The following is a 25,074-nucleotide window of genomic DNA, read 5'->3' on the forward strand; positions in this document are numbered from 1 at the left end:
GCAACCCATGGGTAAGGTTATCCTGGCCGTCCTGCTCCTCGCGGCGGGCGCGGCCGCGGCCCAGCAAACCCTCTACCGCTGGGTAGACAAGGAGGGACGGGTGCATTACACCGACACGCCGCCCCCGGCGGAGGCCCAGCAGAAGGAGCGGAAGAAAATGGGGGGCGGCGCCGGAGCGGCGGCGCTCCCCTTCGCCGTGCGCCAGGCGGCGAGCCGCTACCCGGTCACCCTCTATGCCGGCGATTGCGGCGAGGCCTGCGACCAGGCCCGGCGCCTGCTGAACGAGCGGGGCATTCCCTACACCGAGAGGGACGGACGGCTCCCGGCCGAGCAGGCGGAGTTGAAGAAGCTCGCGGGGGCGGCCGAGGTGCCCGTGCTGAAAGTGGGCGGCCAGGTGCTCAAGGGTTTCGAAGCGTCCCAGTGGCACCTCACCCTGGATGCGGCAGGCTATCCGCGGGAGCTCCCCGCAGCCCTGCGCCCCCGCCCCGTCAAGCCGGCGATGCCCCAGGGCGAGCCCGCGCCGGAGCCGGCGCAACCCCCGGCGGCCGAAGCGGCCCCGGCGGAAGCAAGCCCCGCCGGCCGGGGCCCGGCGGGCCTAAGATAATTCCCGCGGCGCTTTTCCGTCAGCGGCGGCACACCGCCCGCAGCTCGGCCAGCTCGGTGCGCAGGCTCCTGAGCTCGGCGAGGATCTGCCGCTGTTCCTCCCGGATCGCGGCGTGGGCCCGTTCCTGAGAGAAATAGAGCTCCCGCTGCAGCTCCGCGTCGCTGATGGCCTCCCGCAAGGGCGCTTTTTCGCCGAAGCCGCCTCGCGGCCCGCCGAAGAACAGGAGCCCGAGGACGGCGCAGGCGATGAGGATGGATCCTTTCATGGGCGTATCCTTTCTTGGGTCTTTAGCCACAAATGAGAAAATTCGACTTATTCGTGAAAGTCCGTGCCCTTCCGTGGCTTGCCGCAGGGTGCGTGAAGCGCAGCGAAACGCACCGATTCAACCGCCGGGAAAACGGTGCGCCAAGGTGCACCTGCGCGCACTCTACCAGGTATGCGATTTTGAGGTCGTGCTGAGCCCGTGCGCCTCGCCACCTGGAACGTGAACTCCCTCAAGGTGCGCCTGCCCCAGTTGCTGGAATGGCTCGCGCGCCAGCGCCCCGACGTGGTGTGCCTGCAGGAAACCAAGCTCGAGGACGCGGCCTTTCCCCGGGACGAGATCGCCCAGGCGGGCTACGCCGCCCGCTTCGCCGGCCAGAAGACGTACAACGGAGTGGCGATCCTCTCCCGCAACGAGCCCCAGGCGGTGAGCGTGGGCGTCCCGGGCTTCCAGGACGAGCAGAAGCGCCTGATCGCGGCGACCGTCGACGGGGTGCGGGTGGTATGCGTGTACGTGCCCAACGGCCAGAGCGTGGGCTCGGATAAGTACGACTACAAGCTGCGCTGGATGGGGGCCTTGACCGCCTGGCTCAAGGACGAGCTCGGACGCCACCCCCAGCTCGCGGTGCTGGGGGACTTCAACGTAGCGCCCGAGGAAGCCGACGTCCACGACCCCCGGCTCTGGGAGGGGCAGGTCCTGTTCAGCGGCCCGGAGCGGGAGGCGTTCAAAAAGCTCCTCGCCGTGGGCCTCGTGGACAGCTTTCGCCTCTTCCCCCAGCCCGAGAAATCCTTCACCTGGTGGGACTACCGGATGAACGCCTTCAAGCGCAACCTGGGCCTGCGCATCGACCACATCCTGCTCTCGCGAGTCCTCGCCCGGCGCTGCACGGGCTGCTCCATCGACCTGGAGCCCCGGCGCGAGGCCCGGCCCTCGGACCACGCGCCGGTAATCGCCGAGCTGGCCGACTGACCCGATGGACACTCTGACCCACGCCCTCTCCGGCGCCCTGATCGCCCGGGCCACGGAGCCCCGCAGGGGCGAGTTCGTCGCCGCCAAGGGTTGGCGGCGAGGGATGGCGGGCTTTCTGGCGGCTGCCTTCCCCGATGTGGATTTTGTCCTGAGCTACGTCTCTCCGGTCGCCTATCTGCTGGGCCATCGGGGCGTCACCCACTCGGTCCTGCTGTTGCCCCTGTGGGCCCTGCTGCTCTCCTGGCTCTTCGCCCGGCTCGATTCCACAGGGGCAACCTGGCGCGCCTACTACGGGGTATGCGCCCTGGCGATCGGCATCCACATCGCGGGCGACCTGATCACCTCCTTCGGCACCATGATCTTCGCCCCGTTGTCCGAGACCCGCTGGGCCCTGGGCACCACCTTCGTCATCGATCCCTGGTTCACCGCTCTCATCGCCATCGCCCTCCTCGCCGGCGCCGCCCGACCCCGGACGCGGACGCCGGCCGTGGCCGGGCTCGCCCTCCTGGCGGCCTACGTGGGCCTACAGGCCCTGCTCAAGCAACAGGCGATGGAACTGGGCGAGGCGTATGCGCGCGCCCATGGTCTTGCCCAAGCCCGGGTGAGCGCCCTGCCTCGTCCGGTGTCGCCATTCAACTGGATGCTGATCGTGGACGAGGGCGACCGCTACCGCCACGCCTCCATCAACCTGTGGAGGCGCGACGCGCTTCCGGTGGATCCGGGGGCAGGGCTCCTGCGTCGGCTGGACGCCGCCCACCGTCCTCCCGCTTCGGCGCAGTGGCAGGTCACGCCCCGCTTCGGGGCCGACCCCGGGACTGCGGCCCTGGCGCAGGAGGCGTGGCGCCAGCCTCCCCTCGCGTTCTTCCGCTGGTTCGCCGCTTACCCCGCGTTGCTCTGGATAGAGCAGGGCAATCCCTCCACCTGCGTATGGTTTTACGACCTGCGCTTTTACCTGCCAGGGCGCGAAAGCCTGCCGTTTCGCTTCGGCGTGTGCCGGGAAGGCCCGGATCGCCCGTGGCGGCCCTTCCAGCTTACCGAAGCGGGCCCGCAGGCGCTCTCTCGGCCCGGGCTTTTCCCCGGAAAACGGGAATAAACCTCGCAAATGGCCGGAGAGGCATCAGCCTTCTCGGGGCCCACCGGCGATGCGCGTCACTTGGCCAGGGGAGAGGTGGCTAGACTCGTCCCCGGCCCCGCGCGCGGCAGGGGTGCTACGGTCGCGGACCAGCCAATACCCGGCGCTCAAGGTGAGCACTGCCGCCGCCAAGGCGGCGATGGTGCCGGCGCTGGTCTGCTGGATGTCGAGAATGATGAACTTGCGCGCTAACGCCATCAGGGCGATGAGGAACACCGTCTTCGCCTGGATGATGCTCTCGCCCCGCTGGGCCATTTTGAGGATGGAATGCTTGAACTCCAAGGCGATCAGTAGCGTCATGATCTGCCCGAAGATCGACTGGAAGATCTTGTATTCCAGCAGCTCGGAAGCGCCCCTCACCACCAGAAGCACGATCTCCTTGGTGAGCTCCACCAGAGCCACCACAATGATCACGGATATGAGAAACGTGAGGGTGAGAGCGACCGCCTGCTCGAATTTGTCGTAAACGCCCAGCAGGGACCACTGCCGCTTAAGCTCCTGCCACTCCGCCTTCCATTCCATTTTCATCGGCGCGATTTTGGCTCAGCAGATCTCGATCTTCTTGGGAGAAGCGTTGCCCGCCTTCGGCAAACGCACCGTGAGCACTCCGTTCCTGAAGCTAGCCTCGGCCCGCTCGGCGTCCACGTGACGGGGCAGCGGGATGGACCGCTCGAAGCAGCCGTAGGCCCGCTCCATGACGTGGTAGTGGACTCCCAAGGTATCCCGGTCGAAGCGCTTCTCGCCCCTCACTACCAGGATGTTGTCTTCCACGACCACCGAGCAATCCTCCTTCTCCAACCCCGGCAGCTCGAGGCGCACCACGATCTCCTGGTCGCGCTCGATCACCTCTCCGGCGAGCAGCCCCCAGCGCGGATAAGCCACCGGCAGCTCCTCCTCGGTGCCACTCTCCTTGGAGCGGGAGAACTGAGTGAGGGCGTTGCCGCATCGGGATAAAAGCTCCCGCCAGCCCTCCGCCAAATTCTCCCAGGCTCGCCCCAGCGTCTCGCCGATCTCCTTGCCCACCCGCTTGATCTGGTCGAGCATCGCGTATCCCCTCCTTTCGTTTCGGTCAATGAACTATTTCCGGCGCCCGCGCCGGCTGGGTCTCTTTTCCGCCCTTCAGCTGGGCCTGGATCGCCTGCAGATCCTCCTCCAGGAGCGTCTCCTTTTCCAGCAGGAGCCGCGCGCCCTGCTCCAGCGTCTGGCGTTCCCGGGTGAGGATGTCCACCGCCCGGTCGAAGGCTTTCTTCACGATGGCGCGCACCGCGCAATCGATCTCCCGGGCGGTCTCCTCGCTGTAGGTGCGCTCCTGGAACGGAACCGCCGATGGCCCGCCCAGCAAGCCTCTGCGCTCCTCCTCGTAGGCCACGTGCCCGAGCTTCTCATCCATGCCGTAGCGCATGACGATGGAGCGGGCAATGTCGGTCACCTTGGCCAGGTCGTCCGCGGCGCCGGTGGAGTAATGGCCGTAGACGATGGTCTCGGCGGCGCGGCCGCCCAGCAGCACCGCCATCTTGTTCTCCAGCTCCTCCCGGGTCATGAGGAAGCGGTCCTCGGTGGGCCGCTGGATGGTGTAGCCCAGGGCGCCGATGCCCCGGGGAATGATGGAGACCTTGTGCACTGGGTCGGTGCCGGGCAGGGACATGGCCACCAGGGCGTGGCCCATCTCGTGATAGGCCACCACCTCCCGCTCCTTGGGGCTCAAGACCCGGTTGCGCTTCTCCAGTCCCGCCACGATGCGCTCCACCGCGTTGGTGAAATCCTCCAGGGTGACCGTCTCCGCCCCCCGGCGCGTGGCCAGCAGCGCCGCCTCGTTCACCAGGTTGGCCAGGTCGGCGCCCGAGAAACCCGGAGTGAGGGCAGCGACTTTCTCTAGATCCACCGACGGGTCCAGGCGGATCTTGCGGGTATGCACCTTGAGGATCTGCACCCGGCCCCGCTTGTCCGGCCGGTCCACCAGCACCTGCCGGTCGAAACGCCCGGCGCGCAAAAGCGCCGGATCCAGGATCTCAGGCCGGTTGGTAGCCGCCAGGATCACCAGCCCGGAGGAGGGATCGAAGCCGTCCATCTCCACCAGGAGCTGGTTGAGGGTCTGCTCCTTCTCGTCGTGGCCGCCCCAGGGATAGGCGCCCCGGGCGCGCCCCAGGGCGTCCAGCTCGTCGATAAAGATGATGGCCGGCGCCTTCTGGCGCGCCTGCTCGAAGAGATCCCGCACCCGGGCCGCGCCCACGCCCACGAACATCTCGACGAACTCGGAGCCGCTGATGGAGAAGAAGGGCACCCCCGCCTCCCCCGCCACCGCCCGGGCCAGCAGCGTCTTTCCGGTGCCGGGCGGTCCCACCAGCAGCACTCCCTTGGGGATGCGGGCCCCGAGGCGGCCGTAGCGCTTGGGATCCTTGAGGAACTCCACCACCTCCTTGAGCTCTTCCTTGGCCTCGTCCACCCCGGCCACGTCCTCGAACGTGACCCCGGTCTGGCGCTCCACGTACACCTTGGCCTTGCTCTTGCCGATGGAGAGGAAGCCGCCGCCCAACCCCTGTTTTTCGGCGAACTTCCTGATCAGGAACATCCACAGGGCGAAAAACACCACCGCCGGCACCACCCAGGAGAGCAAATCCCGCAGGAAGGTGCTCTGCACCACGCCGGTGTAGGTGACCCCGTACTTCTGCAGCTCGTTTGCCAGCGTCGGATCGACCCGGGTGGTCACGAACTGGGTACGGCCGTCGGGCAAGGGCTCCCGCAGCTTCCCATGGATGTAGTCCTGGGCGATGGCGATCTCCCGCACCCTGCCGTCGGCCAGCAGCTTTTGGAACTCGCTGTAGGGAATGGGTTCCACCGTGCGCCAGGTGGTGTACAGGTCGTGCAGGAGGATGACGGCGAACGCCGCGAGGATGAAGTACCAGATGCTGAACTGGGTCTGCTTTTCCATGGACCGCCTCCCGGCCGGTGCCGTGCAAGGTCATTGATGACTTTCATTTATTAGCGGCGCGGGGGGCGGATTTCAAGCCGGCGGCTTCCCCGGCACGAAAGATTTTCGCCCTCGGCACCGGCAACGGTCGAAAAAAGTATTTTTAAATCAAATGAATAATAAAAACTTCACAGATTGTTAGATTTGCCTTCTCTCCGCCGCTATGCCATAAACGAAACGCTCCCCCTCGTACGGCAACGTTTCGTCCAGTCCTATGCAACGCGATGATCCCGCCGCCCTCGGCCCCGCTGATTCCGGTCCCTCGATCACGCCCCTCCTGATCGGCGCATCGCCCCCGTTTCTGGAAGTGGTGCGCCTCGTGCGCAAGCTCGCCGCGTGCGACGCCACGGTGCTTATCCAGGGCGAGACCGGTACCGGCAAGGAATTGATCGCCCGTGCTATCCATTATCTCAGCGCTCGGCGCGATTACCCATTCATCCCGGTCAACTGCGGCGCCATCCCCGACAACCTGCTGGAGAACGAGTTCTTCGGCCACGCCCGCGGCGCGTTCACCGACGCCAAGGAGAACCAAGCCGGACTGGTGGCCAACGCCGAGGGCGGCACGCTGTTTCTCGACGAGATCGAGTGTCTGTCGCCCAAGGGCCAGGTGGTGCTGCTTCGGTTTCTCCAGGACCAGGTATACCGGCCGCTGGGCGCGCGCCAGAGCGTCGCCGGCAACGTGCGCATCATCGCCGCCAGCAACGCCGACGTGATCCAACTGGTGAAGGGCGGCAGCTTCCGCCAGGACCTCATCTATCGACTGGCGATCCTGTCCGTCACCGTCCCGCCGCTGCGGGAGCGCCTGGGGGACGCGATCCTGCTGGCCAATCATTTCATTCGCCGTTTCGCCCGCCAGTACGGCCGGCCGGAGAAGACCCTCGACCCGGCGTCCGTGGACCTGCTCACCCGCCACCCGTGGCCAGGCAACGTGCGGGAGCTGGAAAACCTGATCCATCGGGAGTTCCTGCTGGCCGACGGCCCGCAGCTCAGCATCAACCCTGCGGCCCTGGGCCTCGCGCCATCGCGAGATGCTCCGGCGCTTCCGATGCCCGTACGTTTCGACCTGGGCTTTCGCCAGGCCAAAGAGCGGGTGATCGCCGAATTCGAGCGGGCGTTCCTGATGCAGGCGCTGGCCAAGAGTCGCGGCAACGTGTCCGCCGCCGCCCGCCTGGTAGGCAAGGAGCGCCGCGCCTTCGGCAAGTTGCTCAAAAAGCACGGCATCGATCGCGCCCAATACATCCAGGGCGCGGCCGGCTGAGCGCCCGAGCGCTTCTTTTTTCCTCCATCTCCTCTGAGGCATGCGCCATCCCCGAATCGATCGGGGGTGGCGCCTTTTTCAGCCCTGGCTTCTCCCAAGGGCCTGGCAGAATGCAGGATCCGAACCGCTTGGCGGTACAAACGGGACTCGGAGCCCCTTTCACCGATCCTGCGATCCCTCTCCACTTCAAGCCTCATTCCAGGGGCGTCTAGGTGAAATACCCGGGTAAGGCCCGCGGGTCTGCTCCGCCCCATGACGGGTCGCTCCGGCCAAAAGCGCAAACGGCTTGATGCAGCATCGAAACGGCCCGCGTCGACCCGGGGCGATGGGTCAATCGAGCGGCAGCGGCCCGGCCAGGCTTCATACAGGCGATGCAATTTCAGCGAGTTAGCGATATCCAGGCCGGTGGAACACCGCTTGCTAGCGCCAGGCTTCAAAAGGATGTGCACGACGCCCATGCCTGCATGGTACCCCCGTGACCCCAGGATCGCCGCGGTTGCGGACGCGCTCCGCCGTTACCTCGAATCACACCCCAATGCATCCGACAGCCTGGAGGGGGTGATGCGCTGGTGGCTGGCGAGCGAGCGCATCGAAGCGTCGCAAGCCATGGTGCGCAGCGCTCTCGCACACCTCGTCGAGGATGAAGTGGTGGAGGTGCGGGTCCTGTCCGACGGCACCCGGGTGTATTTGGCGGGCGCCCGCGCCAGGTTTTCGCGCCCATAGGAGATACCGCCATGTCTCAACTCCGCGTTCAGCTCAGCTCCCGCACCGGAAAATCCTTCGCTGGCCATCGGGTCGTGGCTTCGTTTGCTCAGCTCGTGACGATCGACGCAGAATCCGCTCCGCGCGAAGTCCCCGGTGAAGCGTCCAAGGCGGTGGAAGACAGCGGCCTTGCGCTGATCGAGCTGCCCGGCAAAGACACCCTTTCCCGCGATCAGAAAATCACCTTGAGCGTGATGGCGCCCGACGGGCAGGTGCTGGCCCGCGAGGCGACGACCGTTGACGCGGTCAACAGGGAAGAACCGGTTTCGATCAGAGTTGAGCCCAAGGAATTCTTTCCCGTCGAACCCAATACGGACCTGGCATTCGTCAAACCGGCCCGAATCCGGGGCTTTCTGGTCGATCCTTCGGGCCGCAACCGGGTCGGCAACCGGCAGGTGGTTCTCTGGGCCCGCCGCATGGGCGCAGGCCCGGAAGAGCCGATGGAGATCGTCGGCGTCGCCCGGTCAGACAGCCGGGGTTACTTTTCCGCGCCGTTTCCCCTCGGGCGCTTCAGCGCCGCCGCCGGCACGGTCAGCGACTCGCAGCCAATCCCCGTGCGTTTGAACGAGGACGGCACCTTTCCCGATCGCATCGTGCTGGGGGTGGAGCTGCCGGAGGCCGCGGCAGGGGACGGCGAGCGTGCCGACGCCGCGGAGGTGCCGCGCAATCCCGATCCCGAGGACCTGGTCAACTCCTCCACGTTCAGCACGGACGCGGGCCATTGCGTGGACATCACCCGGCCCAATCGGGTGCTGGAAGAGTTCGACTTCTACACGGTGGTGCGCACCACCGAACCGACCATTCGCGGCCTGACCGTCAAGGAGCCGCCCAAGATCGGGCTGAACGACATCCTGCGCATTCTGGACCCGAAGATTCTTCAGTTCGCCCTGCGGGTGGAGCCCCAGGCGCTGCTCTCGACGACCGGCCCGGCGGCTGGCGCAGCCGAGCGGCAGCCGCGCTTCATCGCGGGTTTTCCCAACCCTTCGGGCCTCCGCGAGGAAAGCGCCATGTCCGCACGGATCTTCGCCGAAGTCCGGCCCGAGCTCGAGCATCTCTCCGAGGTGCTTGGCTTGTCCGCGCTGCGCATGGCGCGAGCGCGGCCCGCGGCGGACTCGGGCGCCGCGGCTGCTCTTCCCGCGGAGGAGATCCGCATCGAGGCGGATGTGGCGAAGACGCTGATCCGCGACCCGGACGGCTTTTCCCTGATGCGCCTCGCCCAGGCCGAGCTCGTGACCCGCAAGAACGACCTCGTCCGGCTCCTGGACGTGTTGCGCCGGTTTCAGCCGGCGCGGGGCGAGCTCCACTGCGCGAACCCGGTGGACTGGGACGACGAGCCGACGTTCTACCAGGCGTGCACCGTTGCCCACGGCCACATCCTGCACTTCAAGCAGGAGTGGGTGGCGGACGGCTATTCCCTCGGCGATCTGCTCTACAGCCTGCCGCTGGCGCCGTGCCAGAAGAAGCAGATCGCGGTGATCGACTGGGATCGGCGCGAGACGGCGGCCCGGCGCGAATCCCTGGAAGAACAGGAGTTTCTGAGCGCGCAGCTTTCCCGCGATCGGGATATTTCGGAAATGGCCAACGCCATGGTGCGGGAAAGCTTGTCCGGCGGCTCCGAGGCCAGCGCCAGCAGCTTCGGGGGCGGGTTGGGCATCGGCGCCATTATCGGACCGGTGGGCGGCCTGTTGGGCATCGGCGGCGGCACGAGCGGCGCCAGCTCGTCGGCATGGCAAAACGCCTCGCGCACCACCGCCGCCAGCTCGCTGCAGCAGCTCCGGGATCGCGTATCGCAAGCCGCCACCGCGGTGCGCAGCCAGCGCTCCACCGTGATCCAGACGGTACGCCAAGGGGAAACCATGCGCGTGCAGACGGAGGTGGTGGCCAACCACAACCACTGCCACGCCATCACCATCGAGTACTTCGAGGTGCTGCGGCACTTCCTGGTGCGCAACAAGCTGGTGGACGTGCAGGAGTGCCTGCTGGTGCCGCTGCTCATGTCGCGCTTCGACTCGGCCAAGGCGCGGCGCTGGCGCGAGCCTTTGTCCCGGTATTTGCGCGATCGCCGCCTGGCACGCGGCTTCGACGCGCTGCAGCGGATCGCCGACAACTACGTCGGCAGCGACATGCCGGTGGGCAGCTACGCCGAGGAAGACCTGATCTACCTCGACGGCTGGCTGAGGATCCAGTTCCGGATCCAGCGCCCGCGTGACAACAACGACGGTAGCTTCCTGGAGGCTTCCTGGCAGCCCCTCGCCTGGCTGGGCATCACTCCCCAGGAGTGGTGGAAGAGTTACCTCGAAGGCCAGCAACAGCGCGACCGTATCTTTGCCGAGGTGCTCGGGCCGCGCATCGCCGAAGAGATCAGCAACGGGCTGCGCCTGTACGCGATCGACCACGACGATCATCAGACTCTGCTGCCGATTGACGCCACTCTGGTGTCCGACTTCCGCAACGATCAGCCGCTTTACGTGTCGCTACGCTTGAACGCCTCTCTGCCGCCGCTGCGGCGGGATCGCATCAAGTTCATCAAGGTCGACACCACCGTCGACACCAAGGCGGGACCCCGCAACATCGACACCCTCTTGCCCACCGGGTCGAAGGTCATCGTGCATTCCGGCCAGATGGGCTACCGCACCCGCCACATCGCCCACGACCTTTTCAACCAGTCGCGCATCCTCAACGACCTCTCCGGCACCGACGGCGTGCTTATTTTCTGCCCCCTGGCGCGACCAGAGCTGCGGCGTCCGCGGGAGGAGGACAAGGAATACGCTAATTCGCTGCTCAAGCACCTGAACGACCACCTGGAGTACTACCACCGCGCCATCTGGTGGAGCGTGGACCCGCAGCGCCGCTACATGCTGCTGGACGGCTTCATCGCCCCCAACAGCGGCGGCCGCAGCGTCGCCTCGGTGGTAGAGAACCGCCTGATCGGCATCATCGGCAACTGCCTGGTGATGCCGGTGGCGCGAGGATTCCACCTCGATCCCACGTTCAAGCAGGACGTGGACAATCCGATCGACCTGCTGGGCCACTACCAGCCCGCGACACCGATCCCGCCCCTGCGCATCGCTGTGCCCACCAAGGGCGTGTTCGCGGAATCCGTCATGGGCGCGTGCAATTCCTGCGAGAAGAAGGACGAATCCCGCTTCTGGCGCTGGGAGGAGTCGCCCTGCCCGGGCGAGCCTACGCCCATCCAGCCCGTCAGCACCGAGACGCGGCGGGCGGTGCCGCCGGACCTCACCGCCAAGGAATTCCCGGCCCCGATCGTGGCGTTCCAGAATGTGCCCGCTGCGCCGGAACCGCAAGGTTTCGGCACCCTGCTGCAGCTGCTGTCCAATCCGAACCTGTTCCGCGACGTGACCGGCCTCACCGAGAACCAGCGCAACGCCCTGGCGGCGCTCCAGGCCGCGCTCGGCACCGCCCAGTTTTTCGGCGGCAAGGCCGCGGATCTGGCCCTGCAGGCGAACATGAACAAGGACATCGACAAGGCACTCGACAAGATCAACGAGCAGCATGCGGCCGGCGCGATCAACGATCAGCAGCGGGCCCAGCTCACCGAGGCCGCGCTGCGCAGCATGATCGGCGGCGGGACCCAGACGCCCGCCGAGCCCATGACCACCGGCCAGGTGGAGAGCCTGACCAACACTGCCGGGGCGAACCAGGCCGCCGTGCGAGTGCAACGTCCCGGCGGAGACACGGTGGACATCGATGCCCGGCCAGAGCCGGCGGCAGAGGATCGCCCCGCTCGTCCCGTCATCATCCTGCCGCCGGCGATCAATTCGCCGGACGCCCGCGCCTTCTTCCCGTCGAGGCAGGACAAGTCTGGCGTGACCACCCTACGGGCGGAAGTGCGCAACGCCCCCGCCGGCGCCACGTTCCGCTGGTCCCGGCCCGATCCGACCACCCTTACCATCGATGCCCCCAACAGCGCCCAGACCCTGGTGCGCGGGGTCAAGCCCGGTCTCACCGAGCTGGACTTCATCGTTCACGAGAGCGGCGGCAGCCCGCTGGCCAGCGTAAAAATGCGCCTGAGCGTTCCCCAGTTCGTCACCGTCAACGACGAGGCGGCCGCCTTCTACGCGGTGCTGACGGGCTGGAGCCTGCTGCATGTGAAGAGCGAGATCCTGCGGGAGGCGAAAGCGGTGTGCGACCATCTCCTGCGCACCTGCAACGTCCGCACCATCTGGTTGATGGCGCCGTTTTCGGAAACTCTGCCCGGCCATATCCCCGCCGCCCATGTGACCGCCCTTACCATCCGCGGCGAATCGCCGCCGGGAACGCTCCTCTACGGCCGAACCAATCCCGGCGCCGCCGGTAACGGCGGTGCGTCGGTATTCAACGAGACCATCGACATCTTCCCAGGTGCCTTCGACGAATCCGGGCCGTCCGGCCCGTTTGCGATCGAGGTGGATACGGAGACCCAGGCCCTCGCCATCGAGCTCGCCAGCCGGACCGCCAGCGATCCCGCGCTGACGCAGTTCGCCATCAAGGTGTTCGGCCGCTTGATCGGCGAGACCATGGCCCACGAGATCGTCCATAGCCTGTTGTGGGCGGACATTCATCCGACGTTCCACAACGACCCGCCGATCCCCAATGACTTGATGAACGCGGGCAGCGAGCGCAGCTTCCGGCAGCGCACCGGCCTGGAGGACACCGCCCATACCAGCCCGGTCGATCCCGCCAACTTCATCGACCATGGCATCGCCGCGATCGGCGGACTGCAGGCGGCGAACCAGGGGCTGGTCGATGCCCGATTCCCCGTCCCGCCGAGCTTCACGTGACGGGAGGCCGGCCTGCCGGCCTCCCGCGCGCCGCCGAGCGGCTGCACCTCACCTCCCAGACCCTCAGCGGCCAGATCGGCGAGCTCGAACGCGCCCTGGGAACCGACCTGTTCCGGCGCGCCGGCAGGCGCCTCGAGCTCACTGCGGCGGGGCAGCTGGCCCTGTCCCACGCCGACGAGATCTTTCAAATTGGCAACGAGCTGGAGGAGTTGCTGCGCAACCGTTCCGGAAGCGGCGAACTGCCGTTTCGCGTTGGCGTGGCGGACGTGATTCCCAAATCCATCGCCTACCGGCTGCTCGCGCCGGCAATGACGCTCGCCGAACCTGTGCGCCTCATCTGTCACGAAGACAAGCTGGAGCGGCTTTTCGCTGAGCTGGCCATTCACAAGCTCGACCTGGTGATCGCCGATCGGTCATTGCCTTCCGAGTTGGGGGTGAAAGGCTATAGTCACGCGTTGGGACGCTGCGCCCTCGCTTTCTATGCGGTGCCGGAGCTGGCGGCGCGCTATCGTGGGGATTTTCCGCGGTCCCTGAACGCAGCGCCCTTGCTGATCCCGGGCGGCAGCGCGGCGGTGCGGGGACCCCTGGGGCGCTGGTTCAGCGAACGCGGGATCCAGCCGCGCATCGTCGGGGAGTTCGACGACACGGCCTTGATGAAAGCATTCGGGCAGGCGGGTGCCGGCGTTTTCCCCGCACCCGAGGTGATCGCCGGGGAAGTCCAGCACCAGTACGGCGTCGAAGTCGTCGGCCGAGCTGAGGAAGTCGCCGTCAGGTACTATGCCATCTCGGTTGAGCGCCGACTCACGCATCCCGCCGTGGTGGCCGTCAGCCAGGCGGCAAAGCAGGAGTTGTTCGCAGAGAGTCCTTTTCCATAGTACGGCGCCTCCCTCATCCGGGTCAGGCTGGAAAAGGTGGACTTGGGCAGCGATGGTCCAGGCGAAAAAACGAGCACGAGTGTCGTGAGTTGGCAAGATCACCCTCACCCAGCCCGGGCCAGCAACGTCTGCATGGCCTGCTCCTTGGTATCGAATATGTTTTCCTTGCCCAGCAAGGCAATCAGACCGCCGGCCTCGAACACCTCGCGCACCTGCTTCTTGAGGCTGCTGAATGCAAGGCTCACGCCCCCTTGCCGCAGACTCTGCGCCAGCTCGCGGATTTTCTCCTCGCCGGAGGCGTCGATCCGGTTGATGCCGCTGCCGATGATCAGAATGGTATGGGCCTTGGGGAAGCGGGCGCGGGCTTCCAGCACAATGTCCTCGAAATAAGCCACGCTGGCGAACACCAGCGATCCGTCGAAGCGGATCGGCACCACGCACTCGCTTACCGGCTTCAGACCGTGGGCTTCGATGCCCGCGAGCACGCCGTCCGGCCGGCGCCCCAGGATCTCCGCGCGCGGCTTCATGATCTTGACAAGATAGGCGAGCACAGTAAGGACGATGCCGACCAGGATTCCGTTGGCGATGGCGGGGGCCATCGCCAACGTGGCCGCGAAAGCCACCAGGCCGATCACGGCGTCGCCGCGCTCCACCCGCCAGGCATGCACCAAAGGCTTCACCCGGATCAGGCCAAATACCGCCAGCATCACGATCACGGCCAGCACCGCCTCAGGCAGGTGATAGACGAATGGCGTCAGCCACAGCAGCACCGCCACAACGGCCAGCGCGCTGATGATCGCGAATAGCCCGCTACGGGCGCCGGCCCGCGCGGCCAACGCCGAGCGCGAGAACGAGCCGCTAACGGTGTAGGCGCTGAAAAAGCTGCCGACGATATTCGCCAGCCCCTGGCCGATCAGCTCCTGGTTAACGTCCACGCGCTGCCCGGTCCTGGCGGCGATCGCCTTGGAAATCGAGGTCGCTTCCATGAACCCGATCAGCGCCATCACGAACGCCGCGGGCATAAGGGTAAGCAGCGCATCCCAGTGAATCTCGGGCATCTGGAAGGCGGGTAGGCCCGACGGGACTCTGCCGACCACTGTCCCGCCCGCAGAAAAAACGATCCGCCCCTCCTTCGTTCCGGAAAAGCGCCAGCGTCGCCCGTCGGACACGACGCCGGGAGGAAGATGTCCTTCGCGGTAGAACAACGCCGCGCCACCGGTGTCTTGGGAGCGGTTCATGACCATGGCGTGCAGCTGGACTCGGTGGCGATTGTTGCGCTGCTTGAGGTATTCGGCCTGCGCGCGCAGCGCTTCGATCTCCCCGCTGAGCAGCGCGATGCGTGCCTCGCGTTCCGCGCTCTCCTGCTGCGCCTGCAGGGCGCGCAGCTCCGCACCCTTGCGGGCGACAGCGGCCGCAAGCGACTCGAGCCCCGCCGTGGTCTCGAGGTAGGTCTTGATCCGCCGCGCCGCCTCCGGGTCAGCCACGGCCTCAAGTGGCACCTCGAGCCGCTGCTCGTAATCGGTTGCGGCGCTGACAGCGGTACACGCGACCACGGCCAGCAGCACCGCTGGTAACCGCGGGACAAGCCGCTCGAGTCCCCGGATGAGCACGAAGGCGCCGAGGGCGAACAGCAGTGTGGGCAGGTGGGTCTGGGGCAGCTGCATCACTACCGCCCAGAGGTCGGACAGGTAGGAATCGCTGCGCGGAAAAGGAACACCGATGAGCTTGTTGAGTTGGGACAAGCCGATGATGAGCGCGGCCGCGTTGGTGAAGCCCACCAGCACCGGGCTCGAGACGAGATTGACTAGGACCCCAAGACGGGCCAAGCCGAGCGCCACACGCAGCACCCCCACCATCAGCGCCAACAGGATGGATAGCTCGATAAATGTCGGGCTGCCGGGGCTGGCCAACGGAATCAACGCCGCGGCGGACATCAGCGAAAGCATGGCGGTCGGGCCAGTATGCAGCTGGTTGCTCGAGCCCCAGAGGGAAGCCATCACGACGGGCACGAAGGAGGCGTACAAGCCATAGATCACGGGCAGCCCGGCGAGCTGAGCGTAGGCCATGGACTGCGGCACCAGCACCAGAGCCACCGTGACGCCAGCGGCCAGGTCGGCGCGCAGCGTCTCGCGCGTCAAAGGAAACCATCTCAAAAAAGGAAACAGCGTCAAGAGCACAGGCATACTTTCATGTCATTGTCGCAGCCCGGCGCCGGGTGCCACGGCCGGACGATGCGGCCCGCCTTGCGGAACCTCGATCGTACAGACGCATGGGCGGGCGGCCGGGCGTAAGGCATAAAGGGAGACCGGCGCAGCGTCCTCGCCGAGGAGATCGCTTCCCACCCTGGCCGAAGGAAGGCGCGATCAGTACAATGGAAGGCGCTTGGCCTGCCGAGACCGGTGGACCATCCGTTCGCGAACGACCTCGAAACCGATGATCAAGGCTGTTGTCACCGACATCGAAGGCACGACTTCGGCCTTTTCCTTCGTGACCGAAGCACTCTATCCCTACGCGCAAAAGCACTTGCCCGAATTCGTGCGCGCCCACGCCCGGGATCCGGAGGTACAACGCCAGCTCGCCGAGATCGGGCGCATCGTGGGCAAGGCGCTCTCCGTCGACGAGGCCATCGCGCAGCTCCTCGCCTGGATGGACGAAGATCGAAAGATCACTCCCCTCAAGACGCTGCAGGGGCTGGTCTGGGAGCGTGGTTTCGCCAGCGGCGAGTTGCGCGCTCATCTCTATGCGGACGTGGCACCGCAACTCAAGGCCTGGAAGGCGAACGGCATTCACCTGTACGTCTTCTCCTCCGGCTCGATCAAGGCCCAGCAGCTCATCTTCGCTCACACGCCGTACGGCGACCTCACGCCGCTTTTCTCCGGCTTCTTCGACACCACGACCGGGCCCAAGACCGAGCCGGATTCCTATCGAACCATCGCCCGCGTCATCGGCGAACCTCCCCACGCCATCCTGTTCCTCTCCGACGCCAAGCGCGAGCTCGATGCCGCGCGCCGCGCCGGGTTGCGCACCATCTGCCTGGTACGGCAAGGCATGGCCGAGCACGGTGTCGCGCATCGCAAAGCCAGGAACTTCCACGCCATAGACGCCGCCATCCGCCCTTGATCTCCGCTCCTCAAGAGTCCCGCACCTCGGCGCGAGGGGCGCCCACGCGGTCCCAGATCCCGCTCAAAAGCGCTATCCCGTGCGCGCCGTGACGCATGGCGGTCTCCAGCAGTTCGAGTCGCATGCCGCCGAGCGCGTAAACCGGCAGCGGGTACCCGTGCACCAGGCGAGTGAACTTTGTCCAGCCCAGCCCCGGTTCTTCCGGGTGGGTCGCCGTGGGCAGCACCGGTGACAACGTCACGAAATCGGCGCCGAGCGCCGCCGCTCGAGCAAGTTGCCGCGCATCGTGGCACGAAGCGGCCCACAGCCGGGTGCCGGGTGGCACGGACAGGCGCATGAGTCGGTCCGCCTGCAGGTGCACGCCATCGGCGCCCACTTTGCGGGCAAGCGTTTCGTCGCCATTGACAAGCACCCTGGCGCCGTACCGACGGGCCACCGTCACCACGCGGCGTGCGAACTGGGCGAGCTGCTCGGGCGCTATGCCGGTCTCGCGCACCTGGATCAGGCGCAGCCCCCCCTCGAGCGCCTGCTCAAGGCGCGCCATGAACTCGGCCACGCCGTACTTGCCGGCGTTCGTGATGGCGTACACTGGCGGCAGGCGCAGGGCTTTCAGCAACTTTTCGTTCGCCGGCAGCAGCGGTCCGACGCTCGGAGCTTGCGGGTCCTCCCAGGATATCCGTTGCCCCTCGCGCCCGTGCGGCGTGCCGTGCCAGCCGAGCACCCGGAAGAAATGCAGCCGCACGCGCTTGTCCGGATAGGCGTGCTCGTAGGTCAGCCACGGGTAGGCAGCGTCAAGCTCCACCCCGAGTTCCTCGCGCAGCTCACGCGCGAGCGCCTGCTCCGCCCGTTCGCCCGCGTCGAACTTGCCGCCCGGAAGCTCCCAGTAGCCGGCCGAGACTTTGCCGCGCGGCCGCTCGGCGAGCAGCACGCGACCGTCGCTGCGTTGCACGACGGCGACGGCAACGTCGATGACGGGCAGGCGTGCGGCGGCGCTCATGGGCCGGACAATGCCAGCCCCTTGACCGCCTCCAAGTCGGCGCTCAGCCGGCCAAAGGTGCGGACGGCATCGCTATCGCGGCTGGTCTGCGGAAGCAACTCCTTCATATCGACCAGCGGCACGAGGGCATTCCTCGCTCAGCGAGGTCCGCCCTCGCCTCCTCAACTTGCAGGGCAACGGACTGTCCACCCTTGCCCGGCGAAGCCAAAACACAGCCTCTGGCCTCCTGCAGGACAAATTCCTTGAAAGCCTCGGCGACAAGCGAAAAGCGCTTGCCCTGCCGGTGGATCAGGTACCAGGAGCGGTGCAAGGGCATGGAGACGACATCGAGCACAATCAGCCGCCCGACCTCGATCTCCAAAGTGACGCTGTGGATGGGGACGATTGCCAAGCCGAGCCCGGCCTGCACGCCGCGCTTGATGGCCTCGTTGCTGTTGACTGCCATGCTGGCCGAAACCGCGATCCCTTGCCGCGCGAAGAAATGCTCGATCGCCTCGCGCGTCTCCGAACCCTGTTCGTACGTCAGGAAAGGCTCCTGCACCAGTCTGGACAAGGGCACCGCGCGCTCCCGCGACAAGGGGTGATCCGGCGGCGCGATCGGCACCAGTGGATCCTCCAAGAACGGCTCGGCGACGAGATCGTCCCCCTCCGGAGGCACGCTCATGATCGCCATGTCGCAAGCATTATCCGCAAGCTGGGCCAACAGCATTTCCCGGCTGGCCACGTTCAAGGTGACGGAAAAGCCCTCCCAACGGCGTCGGAAAGCGGCGAGCAGTATCGGCACGAAGTACTTGGCTGCTCCGCCGATCGCGAGCTTAAGCTGGCCGCCTTTGGATTCCTTGAGTCTATCCAGCACGGTCTCGGCTTCGGCGAGCTGCAAATTGATGTGCCGACAATAGCGATACAGTTCCTGGCCTGCCTCGGTCAGATAGATGCGTTTGCCGAGTTGCTCGAAAAGCGCAATGCCGAGATTTTCCTCAAGCTGTTTGATCTGGATCGAAACCGCCGCCTGCGTCACGCCGAGCTCTTTGGCTGCACGCGTAAAATTCAGCTGCCTGGCAACCGTCTCGAAAATAGTAAGCTGTCTCAGCGTCGCATTCTTCATCCTCCGTCCCCTTGGCGGCGTGGCCTCGCAGCTTGCGGTCACTCGATCTGCAGGGCCTGGTATGCGGCAAGGTTGTTCCTTGCCCCCGTCGCGCGCGAACGTAGAGCGTTAGTCGGGCCAGATTCGCTCCGGATGCAAGTTGTCCCAAGGTTGGTCGAGGCTCGGCGGCGGAGACTGGTCTGATTGACGGGCGAAGCGGTACGCTGACGTCGATCCCGGCTTCGGTCCGGCCTCCTCCGCCGTAGGCGCCTGCGGACGCTTGGCCTGGTGCACGTCTTCGGCTCCTTGGCCGGCAATGCCTTTTTTCGTCATACGTTCGACACCTCCTCGAGGACGGCTTCTAATCTCGTCCGCCGGCACGCTGCTGCCGAACACAAAGCGACCATCGCAAACACTTTTTTCCTCTCATCCCTCGCTGCTAGACCCCGCGAGCTCGCTTGCCCGCCGCGCGAAGGCCAGGTCCTGGGTTCCTATCGCCGCGCCATTGCGGGCGTGAACCGTGACGTTGGCGTAGGTCGTTCCGAAGCTGATATCCGGATAGTAGCCCATCTCCTCGGACAGCGCCGCGAGGCGGTCCAGGAATGCCCGCGTTTCGCGGTAGCCGCTGAATTGGAAACGGCGAAACAGGTAGGGCGGGCGGTCATTGCGCGTCCAACCCTCCGGCAGGTTCATGTCTTCAGGCACGGTGTTCGCCTCCGTTTCACAGATTTCAGCAGGATCGCCCTATGCCCGCTTGACGCCAAGCGCCGTGAGCTGGCGTTCGAGCTCTTGGTAATGATCCTCTTCGTCCTCTAGGATGCGGGCGAAGACCTGGCGATTCTCGTCGTCTCCAATGCGCTCGCAAAACCAGCGCGCCTCACCGTAAAGACGGATGGCTTCAGCCTCGGTGGCGAGCCCGAGGCGCAGCATTTCCTCGTGGCTGCGCCCGACGCCCGGAGCGCGCAGCTCGCCAGCGCGCGGTGTCACGCCCAGCGCCAGCAATCGCCGGATAAACGTCTCCGCGTGGCAGAGCTCCTCCTTCACGTCCTGGCGCAACTCTGCGGCCAGTTGCTGCATGCCCCAGCTCTCGGCTTGCGCCGCCTGCAGCACGTACTGCTGAGCGGCGCTGAACTCATGGATCACCGCCCGCTGCAGGTAGCCGATCACTCGCGGGTGACCCTTCACTTGGCTGACTTCCCACCAATCATCGCCGTATGCCGCCGCGTCCTATCCTCAAGGCGATCCTGGCCGCGCGACGCGCCCTCGCCAAAGCGTCAGCTCTGGGTCTTGGTGATGTCGCTGTCACGCCCGCCGCCGCTGTCCGTGGGACGCGTCGGTAGAATCTGCTCCACTTCTGGATGGGGGCGGGCGATGATGTGCGCCGCCGCCAGCCCGTCACCCACGCGCTCGCAGGCATCCGCACCCGCACGCACCGCCGCGTTGACCGCACCCGTCTCGCCGCGCACCATCACCGTCACATAACCTCCACCGACAAACTGCCGCGCAATCAAACGCACCTCAGAGGCCTTGGTCATGGCGTCCGCCGCCTCAATCGCCGGCACCAGTCCCCGCGTCTCAATCATCCCCAACGCAATGCCCATCTTCTCTGACCGCTCTGTTGCCATGCTGATGTCTCCGTCGAAGATCGAAATGAAATCAAGATCCGTGCTCCGTGAGCTCCCAGCGCAACCTGCAAGGCCGCAGCCTCAGGAGCGCCATTCCTCTTCGCTCCAGTGATCGATGATCCCGCCGATTGTGAGATCGGTCGTAATGTTTGGGTTACCTGCGGCGTAGCGTGCCGCCGAGATTCCGATCGTGATCACCCAATCGCCAGGCTTGCAGCCGATCGGATCGAGCGCCACGCTTAAGTTCCCTTTGTAATCTTCCACCACCCGTAAGGACTTGGCGTACAGCGTGCCCAGGCGCTTGGTCGTGACCAGGTCACGGACGACGCGCTGAATCTCCATGGCTAATTGTTTCCTTCCTCAGTCTCTTCCCAGTAGTCGATAATGCCGACGATGGTGAAATCGCTGGGGTAGTCTTTGCTGCCCGCAGCATCGCGCGCCGCTGAGCTCCCGACGCAAATCACCCAATCGCCGGGCTTGCAGCCCACTGGGTCGACCGCGACCTGCTTGCCGCCGCCGCGCTCCTTCACCACCAGGAGCCTCCGGTTCTCAAGCCCGCCGATGCGGCTGGTTGCCACCAGCGTCTTTTCCACTCTGCAAATTTTCATGACCTCGCCTCCATGCTGTCGCAGCCACAGGCGCAATGATCTTCCGCTGCACCGTTCGGCCCGCCCACGTCCTCGAGGCGGCTCGCCACGGCACTATCCTTGACCGTCACGAAGGTGTAGAGCAATCCCTCGCGTACCAGTTGCGCATAGCGTTCTCGGATCGCGGCTTCCAGGCGCTGGCCACGCTTGACCGCGCGCTCGCGGGATCCGGGCACCTTCGCGTCGTAGCGGAAATGGACGATCACCGGGATCGGCAGCCCGCGCGCCACGTTCAATTTCGTGAAGATTTTGATCCCGATGTCCAGGTCCGAAGCGCCCTCTTCGACAGTGTCCATCTGCGCCTGATAGGCGAGGTTGCGCATCTGCACGTCGTCGAAGCTGTCGCCGACCGTAATGAAGCGCTCGGTATGCCCCAGATCGGTATAGCGCCCGTTGTGATAAGCGCGCACGTACTCGATCTGCGCCATGTTGTTTTTGAGCAGATACGCGCAAAACCAACGCATGCCCTCTGTCGCGGCATCATCGGAGGGTACGCCGGCGCACTCCGCGACCGCCAGGCGGATCGCCTCCTTCGCCGCCTCGCGCTCCAGCGCGCGCGTCGCTTCGTAGAGCCGGGCGTTGTCCACATAGCGTTCAAGGCTCATCCGATCTTCGGCATCCGGAACGTGAACGCGTATCGCGTCGGTATCGGTATCCACGCCGACGAGCAGCGTGGCCACCGAGGCTCCGCAGCAAAAGCTGTTCTCGATCGCCTTGCGGAAAGCATCGAGCCGTTCGAGCAGCGCGCCCGCGGCCCTGCGCTCGTCGCTGCCGTGTGCGGCGCAACCCTCGTGGTTCGGATCCGAGCCGCTGGTGTGGTACACGCCGATTTTGAGATAGCGCGTTGGCTCGTCGGCCCGGTTGGGCACCCCCTCGCGGTGACGGCGCAGCTCGACTTCCGCCCAATGGCGCATGCTTTCCTCGATGTCGAACATGCTGCCGGCGTACGACTTGCGGTGCACCACGACGGCTGGCGGCACGCGTAGAATGTAGTCCACGACCCCGCTCAGGCGCCCGTCCGCGCACGGCGTGATATCGATCGCATGAAAGCCCCATCTGCGGATGAGCGCATCGGCCGGCTCGCCCTCGTTATGATTCGCCAGACTGCGGTCGAAGTTCCGTTCCGCCAGCGTCCTGAAGGTGCAAAAGACCGCATAGGCATAGAGGCGGCGCATGTCGAGCGGCGCTGTCCAACTCGCCACGAGCCACGCTTGCGGCAACGTAAACCCGAGCCGCTGCAGGGCCAACGATTGGGCGCGCTCGGCAAAACCATCCTGCCACTGCATGGCCGCGATCTCCTTGAGCGCGGGTTCGATCGCTTCGAACGCGGCGACAATCTCGGCTTCGCGCTCGAGCAAGCAGCGGTTGTGGGTCGCGTCGTGCAGCGGATGCGCGCCCATGCCCGGCGACTGCGCAGCGAACCGCAGCACCGGCGCTCTGCCGAACAGGGCATAGTACGGATCGGTCACGGCGCGTGGCAGCGTGCCGTGACCGATCGCGCCACCGAACGCTTCGCGCAGCCGCCGGACGTGCCTTGCCCTCGAGCCCATGAAGCGCTCGTGCCGGCTTCACAACATGGGCTTCTCGGGCAGAATATGCTCCACTTCTGGATGGGGGCGGGCGATGATGTGCGCCGCCGCCAGCCCGTCACCCACGCGCTCGCAGGCATCCGCACCCGCACGCACCGCCGCGTTGACCGCACCCGTCTCGCCGCGCACCATCACCGTCACATAACCTCCACCGACAAACTGCCGCGCAATCAAACGCACCTCAGAGGCCTTGGTCATGGCGTCCGCCGCCTCAATCGCCGGCACCAGTCCCCGCGTCTCAATCATCCCCAACGCAATGCCCATCTTCTCTGACCGCTCTGTTGCCATGGTTTCAACTCCTAACGCTCAGTGAAAAAAAGACGCTACCGATACCCTAAAAACGCAACGCCTGTCCCGTTCATCCCTGAGCACCGCCCGACAGCGTGACCCGGGCAGACGCCTTGGGCGACTGGCCGACCATGCCAGTGACCAGAACCCTGGACGGCTCGTGCCGGGCCTTGCCCTTGAAGATTCCTGCGCTTGCGAACGCGTGAGGCTTGCCAGCGCGTTCGCTTGGGTTGCGCTCGGCGGCAATGTAGCCCTCGGTGCCCGTGACGCGGGGGTTCGTCCGCCAGGCGTCTCCGGTGATCGGGAACCCTTCGCTCTTGCCCTCGCCCGTGATGCGCGGTCTTTTCTCCTCCCCCGCACCGCTGCCGGCACCGTAGCCACGGGTCCGGAAATGGAACTCCTGATTGCCCGTGATCTTGCCCTCGCCGAGCGAGAACGAGCCGGTAATGCGCGGCGTGTCGGTCTTCATCTTAGCGACGGCCACGCTCGCGCGCAGTTGCGCCTCGCGCTGCGGGGAGCGGACGCTGAAGCGGGCATCGATGCGTTCGATGACGTTGCCCTGTTCATCGTCCTCCACATCGAGCTGATAGTACGGTGTGCCGGTGAGAGCGCGCTTGGCGCCGCGGCCGGTGCCGGTAACCTTCTCCGTGTGCTCCGGTTTATCGCCCGTCACGCGATGACCAGTCGCGTAGGCCGCATCGATACGGCGCGCCGCGGCTTCAATGTCGCTCAGCTCGCAGTACACCTCATATTGACCCGGGCCGACGTACGGCGTGCCGGTGACCGGCGCGCAAGCGCCAGGCTCGTCGCCCGTCACACGGGGGTTGTGCTCGACCTCGACCCCAGTCACGCGCTGCCGGCGCCAGGTCTCCGAGACAGTCACCTTGGCTCCGGTCACCGGGTCGGGACGTTCGTCATCCCTGGCACCGTCCATGCCCGACCTCGACATCCCACTGGCAGGCGTGGCTTCGCACAGCGATTGCCTTTCCGCCGGCATCAGGTATTGATCGCCGGTGATATGTCGGCAGGAGCCGGGTTCGTTGCCCGTGACCCGGATGCTGCGGCCGACCGCTGTGCCGGAAATGGCGTTACCGCCTTCGGTCAGTTCGATCGCCCGTTCGCGCACGCGTTCGCGCGAGCCGATGGTCTTAATCGAGCGTCCTAGGTTGGTGCCGAATACCGAATGACCGTGCGGGTCGTGCATGCGCTGGAACTGCGCGGCGACGTACGCGCCTTGCTCCGGGCGCTGGATCAGATCGTCCGCTAGCTCCTGGTCTGCTTCGCCCGTGATGCGAATCGCCGGGTTCGACTCGTCTCCCGTGATCTTCACCTGACTGCGAACCTGGGTGCCGGTCACCACCAGGCCGCCAGCAGTGCGCGCGGCGCCGACTTTCACGCCGCCCGTGCGCGGAGTGTAGCCCGTCTCGGTGCCGATATACTGCGTACCGGTCACCGGCAGCGCTGCGCCAGGCTCGTCTCCGGTCACGTTGACGCCGCGGCCGATGCGGATGCCGGTGACACGCTGTTGGCCATAGGTCGTCGTATCCGCCACCTTGGGAGGATACTTGATCGGCTCCCGGCTGCGCGGCCGTCCGCTTGGGCGCGCCGGGGGCGCGTTGCCTCGGCCGTTCCTGGCGCGCTCGGCGCGCAGTGCACGCGCAATATCGCGACAGGAGCCGTCAGTGCAGAGCGCGCTCGCTGGTTCGGCGACGGGCCTGTTTTCGACCGGCACGGCAACAGCGCCGACCATGGATTGCCACTGCTTCAGTCCTTCCTTGCCACGGCTCAGGCTTTGGCGGCGTGCGATGGACAGCGCGCGGCCGGTGAGTGCCTCGCTCCGCGTCGAGCCGGGGCCTGCAGTGGATACGGCAGAGTATTCGACCCGGGGCGTGCTCGGCGCGGTGGTCACCGTCTCCGGAGCGTGCGGCAGCCCATGCGCCGGCAGGATCGCCGCAGCACGCTCTCCGGTGCGGATGCGCTCCCGCGGCGGTGGCAACGCCGTCTTGCCTTGGGCAAGCGCCGCGCGGCGGGCGCGCGAGGCATCGCGCCCGGTGAGCTCGCCAGTCGCCGCCATCGTCGCTGTCATCGTTTGCTGCATGTCTTCACCCTCTGA

24 protein-coding genes are annotated in these 25,074 nt (G+C 66.1%); 8 read left to right on the forward strand and 16 right to left on the reverse strand.

The window, feature by feature from the left end:
- Positions 1 to 7 precede the first annotated feature (7 nt).
- Positions 8 to 604 (forward strand): glutaredoxin family protein, encoded by a 597-nt coding sequence (locus tag ACTFO6_RS02425; RefSeq protein WP_439932857.1) that lies wholly within the window; start codon positions 8 to 10, stop codon positions 602 to 604.
- 19 nt (positions 605 to 623) lie between these two features.
- Here ACTFO6_RS02425 and ACTFO6_RS02430 read toward each other — a convergent pair whose 3' ends face one another.
- Positions 624 to 869, reverse strand: coding sequence for a hypothetical protein (locus tag ACTFO6_RS02430; protein WP_439932858.1), 246 nt, complete (start codon positions 867 to 869; stop codon positions 624 to 626).
- 198 nt (positions 870 to 1,067) lie between these two features.
- On the opposite strand from ACTFO6_RS02430, the gene xth reads away from it, so the two are divergent.
- A complete protein-coding gene (xth, locus tag ACTFO6_RS02435; RefSeq protein ID WP_439932859.1) occupies positions 1,068 to 1,835 on the forward strand; it encodes an exodeoxyribonuclease III in 768 nt (255 codons plus the stop codon).
- A gap of 4 nt (positions 1,836 to 1,839) precedes the next feature.
- On the forward strand, positions 1,840 to 2,928 hold the full coding sequence (locus tag ACTFO6_RS02440; RefSeq protein WP_439932860.1) for a metal-dependent hydrolase: 1,089 nt from the start codon (positions 1,840 to 1,842) through the stop codon (positions 2,926 to 2,928).
- Between the two features lie 24 nt (positions 2,929 to 2,952).
- Here the strand turns inward: ACTFO6_RS02440 and ACTFO6_RS02445 are convergent, their stop codons facing one another.
- The 3 genes from ACTFO6_RS02445 to ftsH are packed head-to-tail and all read right to left on the reverse strand — an operon-like array spanning position 2,953 to position 5,896.
- The gene (locus tag ACTFO6_RS02445) at positions 2,953 to 3,495 is read right to left on the reverse strand and encodes a phosphate-starvation-inducible PsiE family protein (RefSeq protein ID WP_439932861.1); all 543 of its coding nucleotides are present in this window, start codon (positions 3,493 to 3,495) and stop codon (positions 2,953 to 2,955) included.
- 15 nt (positions 3,496 to 3,510) lie between these two features.
- Positions 3,511 to 4,011: an Hsp20/alpha crystallin family protein gene (locus ACTFO6_RS02450; protein ID WP_439932862.1), complete on the reverse strand. Its 501-nt coding sequence runs from the start codon at positions 4,009 to 4,011 to the stop codon at positions 3,511 to 3,513.
- 25 nt (positions 4,012 to 4,036) lie between these two features.
- The gene (gene ftsH / locus ACTFO6_RS02455) at positions 4,037 to 5,896 is read right to left on the reverse strand and encodes an ATP-dependent zinc metalloprotease FtsH (RefSeq protein ID WP_439932863.1); all 1,860 of its coding nucleotides are present in this window, start codon (positions 5,894 to 5,896) and stop codon (positions 4,037 to 4,039) included.
- Between the two features lie 253 nt (positions 5,897 to 6,149).
- On the opposite strand from ftsH, the gene ACTFO6_RS02460 reads away from it, so the two are divergent.
- The 4 genes from ACTFO6_RS02460 to ACTFO6_RS02475 all read left to right on the forward strand — a co-directional run bounded on the left by ACTFO6_RS02460 (position 6,150) and on the right by ACTFO6_RS02475 (position 13,611).
- On the forward strand, positions 6,150 to 7,193 hold the full coding sequence (locus ACTFO6_RS02460; RefSeq protein ID WP_439932864.1) for a sigma-54 interaction domain-containing protein: 1,044 nt from the start codon (positions 6,150 to 6,152) through the stop codon (positions 7,191 to 7,193).
- 456 nt (positions 7,194 to 7,649) lie between these two features.
- Positions 7,650 to 7,916 carry a hypothetical protein gene (locus ACTFO6_RS02465; protein WP_439932865.1) on the forward strand — a complete coding sequence of 89 codons (267 nt, stop codon included), beginning with the start codon at positions 7,650 to 7,652 and terminating at the stop codon, positions 7,914 to 7,916.
- 11 nt (positions 7,917 to 7,927) lie between these two features.
- Positions 7,928 to 12,736, forward strand: coding sequence for a hypothetical protein (locus ACTFO6_RS02470; RefSeq protein WP_439932866.1), 4,809 nt, complete (start codon positions 7,928 to 7,930; stop codon positions 12,734 to 12,736).
- A complete protein-coding gene (locus ACTFO6_RS02475; RefSeq protein ID WP_439932867.1) occupies positions 12,733 to 13,611 on the forward strand; it encodes a transcriptional activator NhaR in 879 nt (292 codons plus the stop codon). The genes ACTFO6_RS02470 and ACTFO6_RS02475 overlap by 4 nt, the downstream gene beginning before the upstream one ends.
- Before the next feature lie 104 nt (positions 13,612 to 13,715).
- Here the strand turns inward: ACTFO6_RS02475 and ACTFO6_RS02480 are convergent, their stop codons facing one another.
- A complete protein-coding gene (locus ACTFO6_RS02480) occupies positions 13,716 to 15,794 on the reverse strand; it encodes a SulP family inorganic anion transporter (RefSeq protein ID WP_439932868.1) in 2,079 nt (692 codons plus the stop codon).
- Positions 15,795 to 16,044: 250 nt separating this feature from the next.
- Here ACTFO6_RS02480 and mtnC point away from each other — a divergent pair, with 250 nt between their 5' ends.
- Positions 16,045 to 16,731, forward strand: a complete 687-nt coding sequence (mtnC, locus tag ACTFO6_RS02485; RefSeq protein WP_439932869.1) for an acireductone synthase — start codon at positions 16,045 to 16,047, stop codon at positions 16,729 to 16,731.
- A 10-nt stretch (positions 16,732 to 16,741) separates the two neighbouring features.
- Here the strand turns inward: mtnC and ACTFO6_RS02490 are convergent, their stop codons facing one another.
- The 11 genes from ACTFO6_RS02490 to ACTFO6_RS02540 all read right to left on the reverse strand — a co-directional run bounded on the left by ACTFO6_RS02490 (position 16,742) and on the right by ACTFO6_RS02540 (position 25,059).
- Positions 16,742 to 17,728 (reverse strand): Nudix family hydrolase, encoded by a 987-nt coding sequence (locus tag ACTFO6_RS02490; protein WP_439932870.1) that lies wholly within the window; start codon positions 17,726 to 17,728, stop codon positions 16,742 to 16,744.
- Complete coding sequence (locus ACTFO6_RS02495; protein WP_439932871.1) at positions 17,725 to 17,850, reverse strand: hypothetical protein; 126 nt, start codon at positions 17,848 to 17,850, stop codon at positions 17,725 to 17,727. The genes ACTFO6_RS02490 and ACTFO6_RS02495 overlap by 4 nt, the downstream gene beginning before the upstream one ends.
- Positions 17,832 to 18,833, reverse strand: coding sequence for a LysR family transcriptional regulator (locus tag ACTFO6_RS02500; RefSeq protein WP_439932872.1), 1,002 nt, complete (start codon positions 18,831 to 18,833; stop codon positions 17,832 to 17,834). Before ACTFO6_RS02500 ends, ACTFO6_RS02495 begins: the two co-directional genes overlap by 19 nt.
- Before the next feature lie 405 nt (positions 18,834 to 19,238).
- Positions 19,239 to 19,517: a 4a-hydroxytetrahydrobiopterin dehydratase gene (locus ACTFO6_RS02505; RefSeq protein ID WP_439932873.1), complete on the reverse strand. Its 279-nt coding sequence runs from the start codon at positions 19,515 to 19,517 to the stop codon at positions 19,239 to 19,241.
- 39 nt (positions 19,518 to 19,556) lie between these two features.
- Entirely contained in the window at positions 19,557 to 19,997 is a 441-nt protein-coding gene (locus tag ACTFO6_RS02510; protein ID WP_439932874.1) for a ferritin-like domain-containing protein, read from the reverse strand.
- A gap of 89 nt (positions 19,998 to 20,086) precedes the next feature.
- Positions 20,087 to 20,437, reverse strand: a complete 351-nt coding sequence (locus tag ACTFO6_RS02515; protein WP_439932875.1) for a BMC domain-containing protein — start codon at positions 20,435 to 20,437, stop codon at positions 20,087 to 20,089.
- Positions 20,438 to 20,518: 81 nt separating this feature from the next.
- A complete protein-coding gene (locus ACTFO6_RS02520; RefSeq protein ID WP_147800589.1) occupies positions 20,519 to 20,779 on the reverse strand; it encodes a carboxysome peptide B in 261 nt (86 codons plus the stop codon).
- 2 nt (positions 20,780 to 20,781) lie between these two features.
- Complete coding sequence (locus ACTFO6_RS02525) at positions 20,782 to 21,045, reverse strand: carboxysome peptide A (RefSeq protein WP_439932876.1); 264 nt, start codon at positions 21,043 to 21,045, stop codon at positions 20,782 to 20,784.
- A complete protein-coding gene (locus tag ACTFO6_RS02530) occupies positions 21,042 to 22,634 on the reverse strand; it encodes a carboxysome shell carbonic anhydrase (protein WP_439932877.1) in 1,593 nt (530 codons plus the stop codon). The genes ACTFO6_RS02525 and ACTFO6_RS02530 overlap by 4 nt, the downstream gene beginning before the upstream one ends.
- 18 nt (positions 22,635 to 22,652) lie before the next feature.
- Positions 22,653 to 22,961 (reverse strand): BMC domain-containing protein, encoded by a 309-nt coding sequence (locus tag ACTFO6_RS02535; protein WP_439932878.1) that lies wholly within the window; start codon positions 22,959 to 22,961, stop codon positions 22,653 to 22,655.
- Positions 22,962 to 23,031: 70 nt separating this feature from the next.
- On the reverse strand, positions 23,032 to 25,059 hold the full coding sequence (locus ACTFO6_RS02540; protein WP_439932879.1) for a CsoS2 family carboxysome shell protein: 2,028 nt from the start codon (positions 25,057 to 25,059) through the stop codon (positions 23,032 to 23,034).
- Positions 25,060 to 25,074 lie beyond the last annotated feature (15 nt).

The sequence above is a fragment of the Pelomicrobium sp. G1 genome, assembly GCF_051905455.1.
In the GTDB taxonomy this organism is placed as follows: domain Bacteria; phylum Pseudomonadota; class Gammaproteobacteria; order Burkholderiales; family UBA6910; genus Pelomicrobium.

Bases quoted from the DNA above. Each gene is read 5' to 3' on its own strand.
- ACTFO6_RS02540 (WP_439932879.1), bottom strand. From the start codon at position 25,059: ATGCAGCAAACGATGACAGCGACGATGGCGGCGACTGGCGAGCTCACC.
- ACTFO6_RS02490 (WP_439932870.1), bottom strand. From the start codon at position 17,728: ATGAGCGCCGCCGCACGCCTGCCCGTCATCGACGTTGCCGTCGCCGTC.
- ftsH (WP_439932863.1), bottom strand. From the start codon at position 5,896: ATGGAAAAGCAGACCCAGTTCAGCATCTGGTACTTCATCCTCGCGGCG.
- ACTFO6_RS02450 (WP_439932862.1), bottom strand. From the start codon at position 4,011: ATGCTCGACCAGATCAAGCGGGTGGGCAAGGAGATCGGCGAGACGCTG.
- ACTFO6_RS02465 (WP_439932865.1), top strand. From the start codon at position 7,650: ATGCCTGCATGGTACCCCCGTGACCCCAGGATCGCCGCGGTTGCGGAC.
- ACTFO6_RS02480 (WP_439932868.1), bottom strand. From the start codon at position 15,794: ATGCCTGTGCTCTTGACGCTGTTTCCTTTTTTGAGATGGTTTCCTTTG.
- ACTFO6_RS02425 (WP_439932857.1), top strand. From the start codon at position 8: ATGGGTAAGGTTATCCTGGCCGTCCTGCTCCTCGCGGCGGGCGCGGCC.
- ACTFO6_RS02445 (WP_439932861.1), bottom strand. From the start codon at position 3,495: ATGAAAATGGAATGGAAGGCGGAGTGGCAGGAGCTTAAGCGGCAGTGG.
- ACTFO6_RS02530 (WP_439932877.1), bottom strand. From the start codon at position 22,634: ATGGGCTCGAGGGCAAGGCACGTCCGGCGGCTGCGCGAAGCGTTCGGT.
- ACTFO6_RS02520 (WP_147800589.1), bottom strand. From the start codon at position 20,779: ATGGAGATTCAGCGCGTCGTCCGTGACCTGGTCACGACCAAGCGCCTG.
- ACTFO6_RS02470 (WP_439932866.1), top strand. From the start codon at position 7,928: ATGTCTCAACTCCGCGTTCAGCTCAGCTCCCGCACCGGAAAATCCTTC.
- ACTFO6_RS02440 (WP_439932860.1), top strand. From the start codon at position 1,840: ATGGACACTCTGACCCACGCCCTCTCCGGCGCCCTGATCGCCCGGGCC.
- ACTFO6_RS02535 (WP_439932878.1), bottom strand. From the start codon at position 22,961: ATGGCAACAGAGCGGTCAGAGAAGATGGGCATTGCGTTGGGGATGATT.
- ACTFO6_RS02525 (WP_439932876.1), bottom strand. From the start codon at position 21,045: ATGAAAATTTGCAGAGTGGAAAAGACGCTGGTGGCAACCAGCCGCATC.
- ACTFO6_RS02460 (WP_439932864.1), top strand. From the start codon at position 6,150: ATGCAACGCGATGATCCCGCCGCCCTCGGCCCCGCTGATTCCGGTCCC.
- ACTFO6_RS02430 (WP_439932858.1), bottom strand. From the start codon at position 869: ATGAAAGGATCCATCCTCATCGCCTGCGCCGTCCTCGGGCTCCTGTTC.
- ACTFO6_RS02500 (WP_439932872.1), bottom strand. From the start codon at position 18,833: ATGAAGAATGCGACGCTGAGACAGCTTACTATTTTCGAGACGGTTGCC.
- ACTFO6_RS02515 (WP_439932875.1), bottom strand. From the start codon at position 20,437: ATGGCAACAGAGCGGTCAGAGAAGATGGGCATTGCGTTGGGGATGATT.
- mtnC (WP_439932869.1), top strand. From the start codon at position 16,045: ATGATCAAGGCTGTTGTCACCGACATCGAAGGCACGACTTCGGCCTTT.